The sequence below is a fragment of the Dorea sp. AGR2135 genome (assembly GCF_000420885.1).
Classification (GTDB): domain Bacteria; phylum Bacillota; class Clostridia; order Lachnospirales; family Lachnospiraceae; genus Dorea; species Dorea formicigenerans.
In genome coordinates this window covers 1-15,061 of the sequence record NZ_ATVU01000046.1, presented here as the reverse complement: position 1 = coordinate 15,061, position 15,061 = coordinate 1, and the positions used below count along the sequence as shown (strand labels likewise).

Below are 15,061 nucleotides of genomic sequence, written 5' to 3'. Positions count from 1 at the left end.
CTATATATCTTTTCAGCATTTCTTCCGATACCTTTCCTACACTACATGCAAAATATCCATCTGTCCAAAAGGTATGTTCTTTCCAAAATTGTTTTCGTAAATATTGGGGATATCTTTTCCATATATGGTATGTTGTATAGCTCTTCATCAGGTTTACAATCTTACTAATAGACATTGTTGGTCCTGTCTCTATCATGTAATGAATATGGTCTTTATCCGTTTCCATATATCTGATAATAACACTGTTCCTTTGACATATCTCATATGAATACTGCTTTATATCATCTGATATCTGTCTCGAAACCAGTAATTTCTTCCTATATTTGCAGACGAAAATAATGTGATATTGTAATAGGTATTTGTGTCTGTTTTTAGATTTCCATGTTCCCATGCCATGAGTATACAATAATTTCTGATTTTTTGCTACCTTAACCCACCGTCTAAAGCCAGTGGGATTGCGGTAGCCTTATTTCAAATAGTTTTTTGCTATTCCAATATCTCGTTTTAAAATTTTCCCATCCGGAGAATCTTTCCATGTAGTCAAACCCATTGCTGGTTTTTCCGAATCAGCACGTTCATATATCAATTCTGCCGCAGTCTTTCCGGTAACAGCAAAATGAAGCTTATTTTGGACAAATGCATAAAATGCTTTTGTTATCTCACTGTTTTTATCATAATCATAACTGCACTGTTCAAATACATCCGTAATTTTCTGATAGGCTCTGCGCTCACTGGCTCTGATTTCACGAATGCGTTCAAGTAATTCATCAAAATAGTCTTTTCCAAAAGGTCTGCCGTTTTTAAGCATATCATCATTCAACACAAACCCTTTTGTAATATATTCTTTTAATGTTTTAGTAGCCCACTGCCGAAAGCGTGTAGCTTTCTTAGAATTTACTCGATATCCAACAGCTATAATTGCATCTAAATTATAACATTTTACTTTTCTTTTAACGTTACGCTGTCCCTCATTTTGAACTACCGAGAAAAACTCGGTAGTTCGATTTTCATCTAATTCTTCTTCCTTATAAATATTTTTCAAATGCAAGGATATATTATCTGTTGTACATTCAAATAAATCTGCCATTGCTTTTTGTGTCATCCAAAAAGTATCTTCTTTAAACATTACATTCACATAAATATTAGTGTCTTCCACTTGATATAAAACAATTTTATGTTCTTGATTCATTTATTTATCCTCTTATTTTAGCTACTTATAAAACATATCATTTTAGTATTGACAATCCCTATTATATCAGACATTTTTTTGAAAGTATATAGATGAAGGCAAGAAAAAAGTACAAATGTTCGATTCTTATTTGTACTTTTCTCTATCACTACTATTCTATTTTTCATCATGCTGCGTGGAAATATTCCTCCAGGATTAAGTCTATTTCAACCATTTCTGAATAATCGTAATACTGATTTTTCCATCTCCATCCTTCTCGCCACGCTTTAAATCCTACATCTGTAAGATTTAAAGTCAAGCTTTTTCATTCCATTGACAGATCAGACGTTTTCAATATATAATATTTTTATTACAAACGTAAGATTTGGAGGAATATCACATGAGCAATCTGCCTCAAATTTCAGAAGCTGAATTTGAAGTTATGAAAATCGTTTGGAAATACGCACCAATCAGCACCAATGAAATTACTGAAAAATTAACACAAATTTCCAGTTGGAGTCCTAAAACAATTCAGACATTGATTAAACGTCTCGTTTCTAAAAAAGCACTAACCTATGAAAAACAAAGCCGGGTTTTTGTCTATACTCCATTGGTCAAGGAAGACGAATATATTCGGCAGGAAAGTAATTCTTTTTTAAAGCGATATTATAATGGTAATATCACTTCTATGCTTGCCTCTTACATTGAGGATGATAAATTGTCTGAAGAAGACATTGCCAGCTTACGGAATCTTCTTTCCAATCATTAACCATGGGAGGAGCATATTTTGATATATTTTAGTTTTCGATTTTTACTCTGTAATGCCATCATTTGTATTTTTTTAGGTAGTTTACTGGGATTAAAAAATTTATTGCAAAGGCAATTATCCGCACGTATGCAATATAATCTTTCGATTATATTTCTTGCCGTTCTGATTGTTCCCTTTTTACCGATAAACTCTGCCCCATCTTCTATATCGTGGAGACATTTGCTGACAGCCAGTTCAAGTACCAATGGTGACATTCAAACCACTTTTCTTTCTGGTAATGGTTATAATTTGGATAAAATAAATGATTTTGCTGTCTCTGTCAGCACCCAAATACCAACTTTTATTCACACATTACTTGTATTTTTCTGGAGTATCAGTATATTCATAATGTTTTTTCTTCTCTACCGCTCAGTAAAACAAGTAAAAGCCTTACATAGCTCTGCTTTACCTCTTCAAAATGAAGAACTAAACGCTCTTTATATAGAATGTTTAAACGAAGTGAACAGCAAGCATACCATTCCGATTTATAGTACAGCATTTTTGAAATCTCCTGTTTTGGCTGGTTTCCTGCATCCTCGCATTTATCTTCCAATTCACTTGATTTCAGATTTTAACGCTGGAACTATAAGCGCAACTGATATTCGCTATATGCTTCTTCATGAACTGCAGCACTACAAGCATAAAGATATTCTAATTGGATATTTGATAAATACAGTAAATGTTTTCTACTGGTTCAATCCCCTAATCTGGTATTTTCTAAAAAGAATACGACAGGAACGGGAACTTGCCTGCGACAGTGCTGTATTACAATTATTGAAAGAAACAGAATACAAGTCATATGGAAATACACTGATTAACTTTGCCGAAACAATAGCTCTGTCTCCATTCCCTTTTACTATGGGAATCAGTGGAAATATAAAACAGTTAAAAGGACGCATTTTAAATATTGCATCATTCCACCAACCTACTTTTAAACAAAAAATTCGTGGATACCTTATATGCATATTCGTCTCTACTATCATCATTGGATGCATTCCCATACTTTCTGTTTATGCTTCTGATCAGACTGGGTATCATTTTGACACAACCGAAAAGAATATTACTCAGCTAAATCTTTCTTCCAATTTTGGGGACTACACTGGAAGTTTTGTTTTATATGATCAGTCTGCTGATAGATGGAATATTTATAATATGGATCATGCTTCCACACGTGTATCACCGAATTCGACTTATAAAATATATGATGCATTACTTGGCTTGGAATCTGGAATTATCACACCAGAACATTCCACTTTCACATGGAATGGAGAACCATATCCTTTTCATTCATGGGAAGCCGATCAAGATTTAACCTCGGCTATACATAATTCCGTAAACTGGTATTTTCAGGCAATTGATTCACAGGCAGGTTTTGAAGCCGTAAGAACATTTTTACAGACAATAAACTATGGGAATCAGAATACTGGAACAAATCTAAATCTCTATTGGACAGATTTCTCTCTGAAGATATCACCCATAGAACAGGTGGAATTGTTACAGGATTTCTATCAAAATAATTTTCATTTTGACAGTAAAAATATCCAGGCAGTAAAAAAAGCCCTGCTGCTTTCCTCTACTTCTTCCGGTTCTCTTTACGGGAAAACAGGAACCGGGCGTGTCAATGGTAAAGATGTCAATGGCTGGTTTATCGGATACATTGAAACATCGAATAATACTTACTACTTCGCAACAAATATTCAATCCTCTTCTGGTGCAACTGGAAGTCAGGCTACCGAAATAACAGAATCTGTACTTTCTAATCTTGGTATTTGGAAATAAATAAAGAGAACTGATAGCATAATTTCCCGTTATCAGTTCTCTTTATTTATTTCTTCTCTACTGATCAATTCTGCAAATTACCTAACCGGTACTGATACCTCGGTATATTATCAATACCATTATCTAAAATCCTGTTTCCAACATACTGAATCGTTCCATCATCCTGAATTTTCATCGTAAGTTCGTGTGTAATAACAACATCATTACATACAACAGAATCACATACTGCATGAATTGTCAAAACAATGGTTCCATCTTCATTGTGCCTGACTTCTGTTACTTCCGGTAAAGACAAGCCAAAATGTGTTGGTGAATAATTACCACATCCCAATCGTTCCCAGATAAACATATTCCTTTGTTCATCGTAGACCGCCCATTCTTTCAATTCTTCTTTTGTAACAGGAAGATATGTCATAATTACATTTTCGAACTCTTCTGCTGGAATTCCCACAACCTCTTTTTCTGCAGTAAATTTTTCTCCATATTTCATTTGATAAAAATATTCATAAAGTCCATTATAATCCAACCCCTGCATATCCTCCGCATTCCAGTTTGAACATAACAGATTGTTTCCCTGATAGCCGAACGTACTCACATATTTTTTTGAATATTCCCGACACTCCTCACTCAAAGGCTTTACCCGGATAATACAACTTCCATCTACAATCTCTGTCACTTCCGGTGGTTCAGGTACGCATAATTCATAACAGAAATTCCCATTTTCAGTATATGCCCATTCTTTTATTTTTGATAGCGATATGTATGTAAGTACAGGCTCTGTATCCTCACTCCAGATCATTTTTGCGGACATCACACTCATTTCTTTTCCATCATAACTATATTCTTTTCTGGTAATTCCACCATCTGTATCTGCTTCATATAAAATTACACTTCCTTTTTCTTCTTGTTCTGCAGATTTTAAAAATTGTTCCATCTTCTGATAATTATCCATAACAGAATAATGATCGGAACCAATGATCGGATTTCCATTTTGTTTGATAATTTCTTTCATCCGATTCATCATTTGCTCAGCAGTATTCTGATCTGCTTCTTGTATTCCATTATATTCAGAATAAATATCTCGGATAATGCCCATAATTTCTTCACAATCGTTCACAGCTTCCTTTTTCTTGTCTTCATCGATTGGTAGATTATATCCCTTATCCGGATTTTCCATGGTAGTGTTTTTTTGATTCTTCTCATTTTTTACATCTGTGCTGTTTAACGATATCTTACTTTCACAGGAAGTCAGAATCATTCCTATACAAAGTACTAACAAAATACTTTTTCTTTTCATATTGCCCCCTAATTATTACTGTAATTCTCTTCCCACTCTTCTTCTGTTAATCTTGGCATATACCACCCTGCATTTGCATTTTGATCTGACCTGATTACCTTATTTGATAAATACTGGAAACTTCCGTCTTCCATAGGTTTTATCATCAATTCACTGGTGATTGCCTGATCTAACATTCTGATTTCCCATACTGCTTCTATCGTAAGTTTTAATGTTCCATCTTGTAATTTTTCATATGAGATAACTTCCGGATATGGCTCATATGGGAATTCACAATCATATAACCCTCGCGGTCTGTATCTAAAAGTTTTATTATTAGAGTTATAAAAAGTTCCCTTTTCAATCTCGGTATTACTAAATGGTAAATAGGTCTTTATAACCTCTTCAAACTCATCTTCTGGAACTTCATACTCTGCTCCACCATAATTTGCTTCATATGGAACTTGCTTTCCATATTTCATATAATACATTTTTTCATAAAGATCATAAAAATCAAGTTCCGTATAATTCTGGTTATCCCAATTTGTAATCAACAGATTATTAAGTGCATACCCCAACGGCATAACATATTTTCGATTCAATTCCCGGCATGTTTTATCTAATGGCTGTACTCTGAATCCAGTTTCACCTGGTGCTCCATCAAATCCCGGTGGGTAATATTCCTCCAGAAACAAATATCCTTTTTCTGTATATTTCCACTCATATGCTTCATATTCATCATAATAATTAGCCTGTGGACTATTATCCTTCCATTTAACCTGACATAATCGAACATTTATCTTTCCATTCATTGACTTTAAATGATATTGTATAATTTCCCCTTCATCAAATACAACAACAATATCAACTGCTGCCTGTTCTTCTTTCTCCGCTGCCTTGCAAAATTTTTCTACTTTTTCACGATTGACCATATCAATCTGATTATCACAATCTACTGCCGCATATCCTTTCTCTTCCAGACAATTGATAATTTTTCTTTTCGCCTTTAATGTATTTAACTCCGACTTCTCCTTCATATAAACAGACCGAAAAGTTTGCGCTGTTTTTTTTACTTCTGCATTCATTTCAGATTCTACGGTTTCTTTCTTTTCTTCTTTTTCCGTAATTCGATTTTGGCCGCACCCTGTAAAAACAATAAGAACTATCAATATCATCGCAAATTTCTTACATATGTAATAATTCCCCGTAAAAATTTTTTTATTTTTCAAAATATTCCTCCAATACGGTTGCATCCTTTTTAACAACATAACCACTTCCACCGATTCCTTTCACATTCTCAACCATACTGATAAGAAGAATTGGTTTGTCCACGCTTTTATCTGCCGTAAACACCGAAAACCACCCGATTTCTTTGCCAGAAGTATCTTCTTTCGTTGCCTTCAACTCGGCTGTCCCTGTTTTTCCAGCCAGCAAAATATCGTCACGATGTGCAGCATATCCGGTTCCTTCCGGATCATTTACAACACCTTCCACCCCTTGCATAATTTCTTCCACATTTTCTTTGCTAAACGCATTTTCTATCCATGTTTCACCGGATGCTTCTTCTTTGTATTTCAAATACGGTTTTATCATATTCCCTTCATTTAAAAATGAGGTATAAATACTTGCCAGATGTAATGGATTTACAAGAATCTGCCCTTGCCCATAACCACTATCTGCCAATTGTATTTCTGTTTCTATTTTATCTGTATTGGAATATGTTGATTCCTGCATCGCAATCTCAAACGGCATATTCTGATTAAATCCTATTTCATTTAAAGTATTCATAAAATTCTCACTACCAATTTTAAGAGCTGCCTTTGCAAAATAAATATTATCAGAATAGATAATTGCATTTTTCATAATAACCGGTTCATATTCATGAAGTGTTGTCACTTGATAAGATCCCCAAGACGAATCTTTCTGCCATGCCAAACCTTCATTTCCAAAATCTTCTTTTGGATCTATGCTTCCCGTTTTCAACCCAATTCCTGCCACAACTGGTTTAAATGTTGAGCCAGGACACCATACTTGACGAAAACGATTATATAATGGTTTCTTTTCATCTTCGTTTAATGATGTCCATTTCTCTGATGATAAGCCCCGTATAAATTCATTATTATCGTAAGATGTGGTACTTACCAAAGCCAATACTTCTCCCGTATAAGGATTCATTGCGACAGAACACCCCGGATCTTCTTTAAACTGCTCGTATAATGATTTTTGCAAATCGGAATCTATCGTTAATCTTATATCCATACCATCTTCTTTAAAAATACTTGCAAGAACCTCTTTTACTTCCCCATCACTATCCAAAATCTTTATATCACAACCATCTTTTCCTTTTAATTGCTTTTCGTATAACTTTTCCACCCCAGATCTTCCGATTACACTTTCAGCTGAATATCCTTCCCCTGGATGATTTTCCAAATCTTCTGCTGTTACAGACTGTACATAACCAATTAAATGAGCTGCTGCTTCCCCTAACTCATAGGTTCTAACTTCCACATCTGATAGCATAACCCCTGGAATTTCCAAAAGTTTATTCTGACAATCCTGCTCCTCAAGTGTCTTTTCTTCTGGCTGTATTTTCATTAAATCTATTTCTTCTACTTTCGGAATAGTTTCAATTGGTACAAAAGAATCTTCTTTTACCCACTTTGCTGTGAGTTTGTTATTTATTGTTTCTACATCTATCTCTAATAACTCCGCTATTTTTTCAAGAGATACATTCCTGTCTTCCAGCTTTCCCGGTATAATGCCAACTGATGTTGCTACTCCTTTTCCTGCAAGCATTTTACCATCTCGGTCTAATATTTCTCCTCTCTCCGCTTTTGATGTAGTAACACTTATTTTATCATCACTCTCTAAATCTGGAAAAATCAGGCTATCCTGCCATACTAATTTATATCCCTGTTTCGTCTTCTTCAGTTCCGCCATATTGTCAAATTGTATTGTTCCGGCAATTGTATTACATGATGTTTCATACGAAAGCGTAACTGTATCTGCTTTTTTCTCTTTCACAGCTATATGACTGATTTTAATGTCACTAACCTCTATTCCTTCGTATATCTTAGAATTTCGTTGTATGTATTCTTCTTTTGTCAAATAAACTTTTTCATCTGAATCTATCATAGTATACATGACTTCATATTCCTTTTTTTCAATATGGTTCATATATTCCATAAGTGTGTCTTCTGGTGATTCCGTTATCGTCCTTTTTAATAAAACACCTCCTGAAACAGCAATTACTGTTATAGCCATTATTAATCCCAAAATCCTACAAGTGTAAGATTTTTTAGTGCTTTGTTTTTTCCGTCTTTTTTTCATAGATACCCCTTTCTTTCAACGCTTTTATTTTCTTAAATCTTACACTTGTAATATTTGAAAGTCAAGTCTTTTCTCAGGCATTATATATAGCAGATTTAGGATCAGCAAATCCTGCCTTTTAATATGCAGGCACTCCATTCCACCCGGCTACTAAATCCATACCAGCTCCAATAAGTCGTTCCGCCTTTTCCTTCCTACGATGCTGCCACCTGAACGATTGCCTGATTATCTAAAAACATGTTGTTATACTCTTTCCGGTATAAATCCAGTCCGTCCTCCTGCATCGGAATCAGAATTGCTTTTTCAAAATCCACTTTATTCAAGCGGCGATTATTGATCGTTATTTTTGTTGTTCTACCGCATCAAAATAAAGCCCAACGGCAATCCCGCAGGCTAATGCTGAAAAAATAAACTGTCTCAGGGACAATCCGAAAAAGATTGCTTCCGTGTAATCCCTGATTTCTCTGATGTTTCGGATTGCTGCCAGATTAAATCTGACCTTACCGCTGTTATACTTCCTTGCTGTTTCCACGATTCTGAATCCATGGACAGCAAGCCATGAGAAACTAGCATTTTCAATCCTCTATCTGCTGACTGCCTTTTCTGTTCTTAGCTGGATTTCTGCTCTACGACACAAGTGGCAGGAACATCAATACTACAAAGCTATGAAAGATGAAATTTCCTTCCAGATTTCTCGTGCCAGACAAAGCGGGATTCCTTTAGATTCTGTTCATTTCGATTCTCAAGGGAATATGCGGTATCACAATAGCGGAGATATTATAGAATAAGTTCACAACGCACAACAGGGTATGTACAGTTTCTTACCATACATACCCTGTTGTTATTTAATCCTCATCGCCCCAGTAATCTATTGATTCCTGTGTTCTTGTTGAAATTCCGAATAGCTTATACATAAAATCTTTTCTTTCATCAAACATTTCAACAATAATTATTTTTTCTGATTCAATTCTATAAAAAACATAATTGTGACTAACATATAAATAGCGATAATCGCATTCTATATTATACATTGCAGATACGGCAATTCCCTTTTTTTCAATACAATTATACCCCCAGTTCTGCTTCCAGATTATCTGCTGATATCGTTCCTTCTTCTCGAATAGACACTTCTGCTTCGTTTAGTTTGCTCATTAATGTATAAAGTGCTTTCTGTTTATCTAATTCGTCCAGCTCTTTCATATCTATAATTGCACACTGTCCATGTCCGTTTCTTGTAAGATAAACTCTATTACCATAGGTGACTTCATTGATTACTGTTGTATAATTTCTTAAATCCGAAATAAGTCAGCTTTTTGTAGCGACACTATTTTACTAATGTCGCTACATGAAATATTACAATAAATAAAAACTTCTAATTCTTTTTTCTTTTTTCTTCTATCTCTCCCAATCCATCCTTCCTGTCACATTCAACATCTTTTCTTCTCGGAAGCTGAGCATCTTCCCATTAGTTCCACCGACAATGATATGATCCAGCAATTCTATCCCCAATAGTTGTCCACACTTCTGCAGCTTTCTCGTAACAATCATATCCTCTTTTGATGGTTTCACATTACCACTGGGATGATTATGAAGTCCGATAATTGCAGAAGCATTTGCCAGAATACTGCTCTTAAAAACTTCCCTGTGAATTACTAATGATGCGTTGATTGTTCCCACACTGACCAGATTCATATTGATTACCTGTCCATTATTTTTCATATTCAAAATGCAAAATACCTCTCTGTCATATTGAGATAACTCCTTCGCCATCAATTCTACAACCAGAAGAACCTTACTCTCTGAAGATTCCACATATGCTTTCAATTGTGATAATGTCATTTCCAAATATTTAGGTTGTTCCACCATAATCTGCTCCTTTCGTTTCTTCCTTTACTTCTGTTTTCCCTGACAAATAGCTTATGAACCCTTATACAAGTGCGCTCTAAAATCCGCTTTATTTTTCACTCTTGGTCTCCTTTTTCCTGCACTAAAAAAACGCCACAAATTGTGACGTTTTTTAGTACCCTTTATATTTCAGTGAGATTTCTTGATTCTAAAACTCACTTTTCCCATATTTTACAGTTACCACTGCAACAACTTTTTCATTTTCAAACACTTCATAAATGATAATATAATTTTCTACAATCAACTGCCTATATCCTTTAAAAGCATAAAATCCATATTTTCTTTCTGCCCCTCGATATGGCTGTTCTTCCAAACTTAAAATTGCTTTTTCAAGTTTTTCTGCCAGTGCAATTGCAGCATCAGCATAATTACTAACAAGAAGTGCCTGATCGTATATCTTATCAATATCTCTATATGCCTGTGGAAACATTTTTACGGTATATTTATCCAAAATGTTTCCTCCTGAGTTCTCCCAATGCCTCACGTGCATCTAATAATTCTGCACCTTCTGCGACTTGTCGTTCTGCTTCAAAAATTGCCTTATCAATCTGATTTGTGCTGAGTAATTCTTCATAAGTTTCCATACTCATAACTACTAAATCTCCATAACCATTTTTTGTAATAAATACTGGTTGCTGTTGTTTGTGACATATTTCAGATATTTCATTTGTATTTCTTAAATCTGTAATTGGTCTTATTACCGGCATTGTAACTCCTCCTTTCTTTGTACATTATTATAACAGAATATTGTACGTTTATCAATTTGCAAACCCATTTTTTCAACATCTGAAAATAATATTATTTTACATTCTTCCCCTGTTGACACTATCCTCTCCCGGTTTTGCGGTCATCAGTTCATACAATCTTATATTGGTTGGGAATCTATTGACGAACGGTACAAGCGAACTTCCGTATTTCACCAGACCACAACCGGCATCTGCATTTGTGATATATCCCATCTGTTCTGTGGAGATATTTAGAAGTGTTTCTCTGCTGTTCTAAATCATACGGAATGACAGCAGAAAAGTTATTGTTTGCATTTTGCCGTTTCTGCCAGTTTGTGATATTTGTCTCCACGCCAAGCAGATGTTTTTCCACTTCCTGTACTGCTTCATCAGTAGGAATCGGAATCACATCAATACTCAACATCAGATTTCGATTCATGTCGGTCAGTTCTACTATCATATCATTTTTGATGTAAGAAGCATATTCCCGAAGAAAAAGTACCCTTCCATAACGATCTCCCATGCGGAAATAATCTTTTTCAAACTCAAAAGTATCCGGGCAGATATAATCTTTGAAGCTGTGTCCTTTTCTCATACTCTCCTGAATATCAAAATGGAAACTTGATTCTTCTCCAGTACGTTAAAAATCATGCAGAATCCGTAACTTATCTTCTCCATTTACCTCTGCACATTTGGAACCCAGTCTTGCAAAATGACTGTTCAGCTCTGTTGTCACTCGTGCAAAATAGGTTCTCGCTTCTTTGATCGTTTTCTTATAACAGGATACTGTCACATATTTTTCCTGCACCATGCTGTTGGAACTGGTTGACTTATCTACTTTGCTTGCCACCGCATAGTTGATATCTGTAAATTTATAAGTACGTGCAAATTTATTTCTCCCGATTTTAAATATCCCGTCAGACCAGATGGTCTCGATGGGAATTACCTGTTGTACACTTCTTGGAATTACAAATCCAAACACCACATAAGGGGGCAGCTCCCAGTACACAAATCCAACTCCCTGTTTCCATGCTCATGTATGGGCGAAGCAAAAAATAAAGCCCAACGGCAATCCCGCAGGCTAATACTGAAAAGATAAACTGTCTCAGGGACAATCCGAAAAAGATTGCTTCTGTGTAATCCCTGATTTCCTTGTTAATTTTTACTTTACACTTGGTCATATGGTTTCCTCCTTCCTTGAAAAATTTAATAGCCAATCCTTTTTACTGGACTGGCTATGTATAAAAATGAGCAAAAAAAGCCGATTGACTCATATTGAACCAATCGGCTACACTCTATCTGTTATTTTGTTTTCTTACATTATTTATCTAAAAAGTTCTGGCTCATTCTCAATCAAATCTTCTACCAAATATTCCTTTCCCTGCGTATGAAGAACATCATAGCATTTAATGATATAATTATCCAAAAAAACAGGCAATGAAAAGTCACAAAACCTCTTCATCGTTAATTTCCGTTAATTCAAGAATCCACATGACTTCTTTTGCTCCCTATGTTATACTTGCATCTGGTGATTTCATTTTAAGAGAGGATTTTTACAAATGATACGAAAATTATACACATTTTTCCAGAAAGAGACTGTTTTATCTATCTCTGTGATTCTGGCTGTTTTTTCGATGTTCTGTATAAAACCAGACCACACTTATATTTCTTATATTGATTTTCGGACCCTCGGTCTTTTATTTTGTCTGATGACAATTGTAGCAGGGCTGAAAGAGATTGGCGTTTTTGATTTTCTGGCAGAAAAAATGTTGTCAAAAGCCCACGGAACAAAAGCAATTGTAACACTGCTCGTACTGTTGTGTTTTTTCTTTTCTATGGTAATTACAAATGATGTTGCTCTGATTACATTTGTGCCTTTAGCACTCATCATGTTGCATAAATTGCCGGAAAAACTGACCGAATACTGGCTTATAAAAGTAGTTGTCATGCAGACGATTGCTGCAAATCTCGGAAGTATGCTGACTCCTATCGGAAATCCACAGAATCTTTATCTTTACGCCCAGGCTGATATGTCTGCTTTCGCATTAATACGATTAATGCTTCCTTATTCTGTCGTTTCCTTGATATTGTTACTGATCTGGATTAGGTTTGCCGCATCCAAAGCTCCAAAAATGAGCAAAAAGAACAATATATCCCTGTCATTTTCTAATACTTCCGAACATCATAGGAAAAATGTTCTGAAAAGTATTGCAAACCGAAAAACAGAATATCTCATTGCATACTTGTTACTTTTTGCAGCCTGTCTCCTGACCGTTGCACATATTCTCGACTTTCGGATTCCGCTCCTTTTGGTTGTTCTTTATGTCATAATTCGCAACCACACTTTGCTTGAGAAAGTCGATTACTCTCTTCTGGCAACCTTTACTGCATTATTTATTTTTATTGGAAACCTTGGACGTATTTCTCAGTTCAGCCATTTCCTCAGCAGTATTATGACCGGACGTGAGACAATCACTGCAATTCTGGCAAGCCAGGTCATGAGCAATGTGCCAGCTGCGATTCTGCTGTCTGGTTTTGCGAATAACTACACATCCTTGATCATCGGCACCAATATCGGCGGGCTTGGAACACTGATTGCCTCTATGGCAAGCCTCATTAGCTTTAAATACATTGCAAAAGAGAATCCTCACCTGCATGGAAAATATTTTACTTTATTTACAGTTGCAAATATTCTATTCCTGGCAATTTTACTTTTGCTAATCAAATGCCTTACAGCATTTTAAGCCAGCCATTTTGGATCTTATACTTTTATTTCTCCGCCTTTGTTGAGCAGTTACCATAATTTTTCACTTTATTTTTCTTTATATTTCTCTGTCAGTTCTGCTACTTTTTTGCTGTAAGCATCGCCCTGTTTCTGCTGTTTGAGCTGGCTCTTGATCTGTTCTTTCACCTCGTCAAAGCTGGATTCTGCAGCATCTTTTTTCTCCTCAACTTTAATCAGGTGATATCCGAACTGAGTTTTCACAGGTCCGACTACATGCCCGATCTCTGCTGCAAATGCTACATCCTCAAATTCCTTGACCATCTGTCCTTTGCCGAATTCTCCAAGGTCTCCGCCTCTCTGTCCGGAAGGGCATGTAGAAAATTCTTTTGCTGCGTCTTCGAATACTTTCTCACCGCTTACAATAGATTCCAGAATCTGATTACATTTTTCCTCGGAATCTGTAAGGATATGCTTTGCGTGAACAGTCGCCCCTTTTTTAAACTGAGACTTATTTGCTTCATAATAATCTTTGACTTCCTCGTCAGTCACTTTCACACTATCAAATAACTGCTTCATAGCAAGGCGTGCAAGAATATCTTTTCTTGCATTCTCCATTACACTCTTGTATTCTTCCGTCTCATCTAACTTCAGGTCTTCTCCGTATTTTGCAAATGAATAAAGTGCTTCCAACTGCTCCTGGCACTGTGCACGGAACTGCGGATTAGATGCATATGCCTGCTGCTCTCTCGGAAGGCTCTTTATAAATGCATCGACCTCTTTATCTGTAATTTCGTGTCCGCCTACAACGGCTAATACTTTCTGATCCATAATCTTATATTCTCCTTTTATCATGTCAAGGGTCTTATTCATAATCTGTCCGCCGCCCCTGACATTTCATTCATGTACGTAAAGCGGACAACTCCTGTATATTATACTACATACCTGTACCTGAATACCAGTCTAATTTTCCACCACTGCTCCTCACGCCACAGCTCTTCTTTGCACCAGCCAGGACATCCACAGAAGCACTGCCACGCCTATTGTGATAAAGAACCAGCCAAACGCTACCATCCAGATTGGATAAAAGGCGACAATCCCAACCGGAAATCCCCAGATTATCCATAAAAGCAGTGTCCGTGGAAGTCTTCCGAACGCAAGAAGTCATGCATTTTTCATATGTTCTGATATGTTGTTCTCATATCGTGCTCTTTTCATAATAAAATAAAGCGCTATTTTCTACAAATATTTTTATATTATATCATCCACACATAAAATCAAATACATAGTACTGTGAAATCGAAGTAAATATTTCTATCAACAAAACCTTTTATGACAACATCTCTTT

Annotated in this window: 19 protein-coding genes and 1 pseudogene; 3 read left to right on the top strand and 17 right to left on the bottom strand. The window is 35.8% G+C overall.

Annotation, left to right across the window (positions count from 1 at the left end; translation table 11 throughout):
- The coding region (tnpA, locus tag G593_RS21645; RefSeq protein WP_044994764.1) for an IS200/IS605 family transposase at positions 1-391 on the bottom strand (391 nt) is incomplete at its 3' end.
- 75 nt (positions 392-466) lie between these two features.
- Positions 467-1,189, bottom strand: a complete 723-nt coding sequence (rhuM, locus tag G593_RS0117150; protein WP_081646589.1) for a RhuM family protein — start codon at positions 1,187-1,189, stop codon at positions 467-469.
- Positions 1,190-1,568: 379 nt separating this feature from the next.
- Here rhuM and G593_RS0117145 point away from each other — a divergent pair, with 379 nt between their 5' ends.
- Together G593_RS0117145 and G593_RS0117140 are read left to right on the top strand one after the other, a co-directional pair.
- Positions 1,569-1,937 carry a BlaI/MecI/CopY family transcriptional regulator gene (locus G593_RS0117145; RefSeq protein ID WP_005341664.1) on the top strand — a complete coding sequence of 123 codons (369 nt, stop codon included), beginning with the start codon at positions 1,569-1,571 and terminating at the stop codon, positions 1,935-1,937.
- Positions 1,938-1,955: 18 nt separating this feature from the next.
- A complete protein-coding gene (locus G593_RS0117140; RefSeq protein WP_029732476.1) occupies positions 1,956-3,755 on the top strand; it encodes a BlaR1 family beta-lactam sensor/signal transducer in 1,800 nt (599 codons plus the stop codon).
- A gap of 64 nt (positions 3,756-3,819) precedes the next feature.
- Here G593_RS0117140 and G593_RS0117135 read toward each other — a convergent pair whose 3' ends face one another.
- The 13 genes and pseudogenes from G593_RS0117135 to G593_RS21640 form a co-directional block, all read right to left on the bottom strand.
- Positions 3,820-5,052 carry a DUF6070 family protein gene (locus G593_RS0117135; RefSeq protein ID WP_029732475.1) on the bottom strand — a complete coding sequence of 411 codons (1,233 nt, stop codon included), beginning with the start codon at positions 5,050-5,052 and terminating at the stop codon, positions 3,820-3,822.
- 8 nt (positions 5,053-5,060) lie between these two features.
- Positions 5,061-6,260, bottom strand: coding sequence for a DUF6070 family protein (locus G593_RS0117130; protein ID WP_242827129.1), 1,200 nt, complete (start codon positions 6,258-6,260; stop codon positions 5,061-5,063).
- A complete protein-coding gene (locus G593_RS0117125) occupies positions 6,250-8,361 on the bottom strand; it encodes a penicillin-binding transpeptidase domain-containing protein (RefSeq protein WP_029732473.1) in 2,112 nt (703 codons plus the stop codon). Before G593_RS0117125 ends, G593_RS0117130 begins: the two co-directional genes overlap by 11 nt.
- 194 nt (positions 8,362-8,555) lie before the next feature.
- Positions 8,556-8,684, bottom strand: a complete 129-nt coding sequence (locus G593_RS21830) for a hypothetical protein (protein WP_255348544.1) — start codon at positions 8,682-8,684, stop codon at positions 8,556-8,558.
- Positions 8,685-8,725: 41 nt separating this feature from the next.
- Positions 8,726-8,839 (bottom strand): annotated as a pseudogene (locus G593_RS19905) (PrgI family protein); the annotation flags it as partial.
- A 587-nt stretch (positions 8,840-9,426) separates the two neighbouring features.
- Positions 9,427-9,561 (bottom strand): hypothetical protein, encoded by a 135-nt coding sequence (locus tag G593_RS21160; RefSeq protein ID WP_255348543.1) that lies wholly within the window; start codon positions 9,559-9,561, stop codon positions 9,427-9,429.
- Positions 9,562-9,756: 195 nt separating this feature from the next.
- Positions 9,757-10,227 (bottom strand): JAB domain-containing protein, encoded by a 471-nt coding sequence (locus G593_RS0117100; RefSeq protein ID WP_005341654.1) that lies wholly within the window; start codon positions 10,225-10,227, stop codon positions 9,757-9,759.
- Positions 10,228-10,414: 187 nt separating this feature from the next.
- The gene (locus tag G593_RS0117095; RefSeq protein WP_105309211.1) at positions 10,415-10,717 is read right to left on the bottom strand and encodes a type II toxin-antitoxin system RelE/ParE family toxin; all 303 of its coding nucleotides are present in this window, start codon (positions 10,715-10,717) and stop codon (positions 10,415-10,417) included.
- On the bottom strand, positions 10,710-10,973 hold the full coding sequence (locus tag G593_RS0117090) for a type II toxin-antitoxin system prevent-host-death family antitoxin (protein ID WP_029732469.1): 264 nt from the start codon (positions 10,971-10,973) through the stop codon (positions 10,710-10,712). Before G593_RS0117090 ends, G593_RS0117095 begins: the two co-directional genes overlap by 8 nt.
- A 175-nt stretch (positions 10,974-11,148) precedes the next feature.
- Positions 11,149-11,586: a hypothetical protein gene (locus G593_RS21825; protein WP_029732468.1), complete on the bottom strand. Its 438-nt coding sequence runs from the start codon at positions 11,584-11,586 to the stop codon at positions 11,149-11,151.
- Between the two features lie 45 nt (positions 11,587-11,631).
- A complete protein-coding gene (locus G593_RS21820) occupies positions 11,632-12,000 on the bottom strand; it encodes a hypothetical protein (protein ID WP_029732467.1) in 369 nt (122 codons plus the stop codon).
- Entirely contained in the window at positions 11,909-12,172 is a 264-nt protein-coding gene (locus G593_RS19890; RefSeq protein WP_081472186.1) for a PrgI family protein, read from the bottom strand. The genes G593_RS21820 and G593_RS19890 overlap by 92 nt, the downstream gene beginning before the upstream one ends.
- A gap of 143 nt (positions 12,173-12,315) precedes the next feature.
- Positions 12,316-12,453, bottom strand: a complete 138-nt coding sequence (locus G593_RS21640; protein WP_081646588.1) for a DUF3791 domain-containing protein — start codon at positions 12,451-12,453, stop codon at positions 12,316-12,318.
- Positions 12,454-12,550: 97 nt separating this feature from the next.
- Here G593_RS21640 and G593_RS0117070 point away from each other — a divergent pair, with 97 nt between their 5' ends.
- Entirely contained in the window at positions 12,551-13,735 is a 1,185-nt protein-coding gene (locus G593_RS0117070; RefSeq protein ID WP_029732465.1) for an SLC13 family permease, read from the top strand.
- Positions 13,736-13,803: 68 nt separating this feature from the next.
- Here G593_RS0117070 and G593_RS0117065 read toward each other — a convergent pair whose 3' ends face one another.
- On the bottom strand, positions 13,804-14,544 hold the full coding sequence (locus G593_RS0117065; RefSeq protein WP_029732464.1) for a peptidylprolyl isomerase: 741 nt from the start codon (positions 14,542-14,544) through the stop codon (positions 13,804-13,806).
- Between the two features lie 106 nt (positions 14,545-14,650).
- On the bottom strand, positions 14,651-14,839 hold the full coding sequence (locus G593_RS0117060) for a hypothetical protein (RefSeq protein WP_029732463.1): 189 nt from the start codon (positions 14,837-14,839) through the stop codon (positions 14,651-14,653).
- Between the last annotated feature and the right edge of the window lie 222 nt (positions 14,840-15,061).

Coding starts and splice junctions, on each gene's coding strand:
- rhuM (WP_081646589.1), bottom strand. CDS start 1,189: ATGAATCAAGAACATAAAATTGTTTTATATCAAGTGGAAGACACTAAT.
- G593_RS0117145 (WP_005341664.1), top strand. CDS start 1,569: ATGAGCAATCTGCCTCAAATTTCAGAAGCTGAATTTGAAGTTATGAAA.
- G593_RS0117135 (WP_029732475.1), bottom strand. CDS start 5,052: ATGAAAAGAAAAAGTATTTTGTTAGTACTTTGTATAGGAATGATTCTG.
- G593_RS0117125 (WP_029732473.1), bottom strand. CDS start 8,361: ATGAAAAAAAGACGGAAAAAACAAAGCACTAAAAAATCTTACACTTGT.
- G593_RS21160 (WP_255348543.1), bottom strand. CDS start 9,561: ATGAAAGAGCTGGACGAATTAGATAAACAGAAAGCACTTTATACATTA.
- G593_RS0117100 (WP_005341654.1), bottom strand. CDS start 10,227: ATGGTGGAACAACCTAAATATTTGGAAATGACATTATCACAATTGAAA.
- G593_RS0117090 (WP_029732469.1), bottom strand. CDS start 10,973: ATGCCGGTAATAAGACCAATTACAGATTTAAGAAATACAAATGAAATA.
- G593_RS21825 (WP_029732468.1), bottom strand. CDS start 11,586: ATGAGAAAAGGACACAGCTTCAAAGATTATATCTGCCCGGATACTTTT.
- G593_RS19890 (WP_081472186.1), bottom strand. CDS start 12,172: ATGACCAAGTGTAAAGTAAAAATTAACAAGGAAATCAGGGATTACACA.
- G593_RS21640 (WP_081646588.1), bottom strand. CDS start 12,453: ATGAAGAGGTTTTGTGACTTTTCATTGCCTGTTTTTTTGGATAATTAT.
- G593_RS0117070 (WP_029732465.1), top strand. CDS start 12,551: ATGATACGAAAATTATACACATTTTTCCAGAAAGAGACTGTTTTATCT.
- G593_RS0117065 (WP_029732464.1), bottom strand. CDS start 14,544: ATGGATCAGAAAGTATTAGCCGTTGTAGGCGGACACGAAATTACAGAT.
- G593_RS0117060 (WP_029732463.1), bottom strand. CDS start 14,839: ATGGATAATCTGGGGATTTCCGGTTGGGATTGTCGCCTTTTATCCAAT.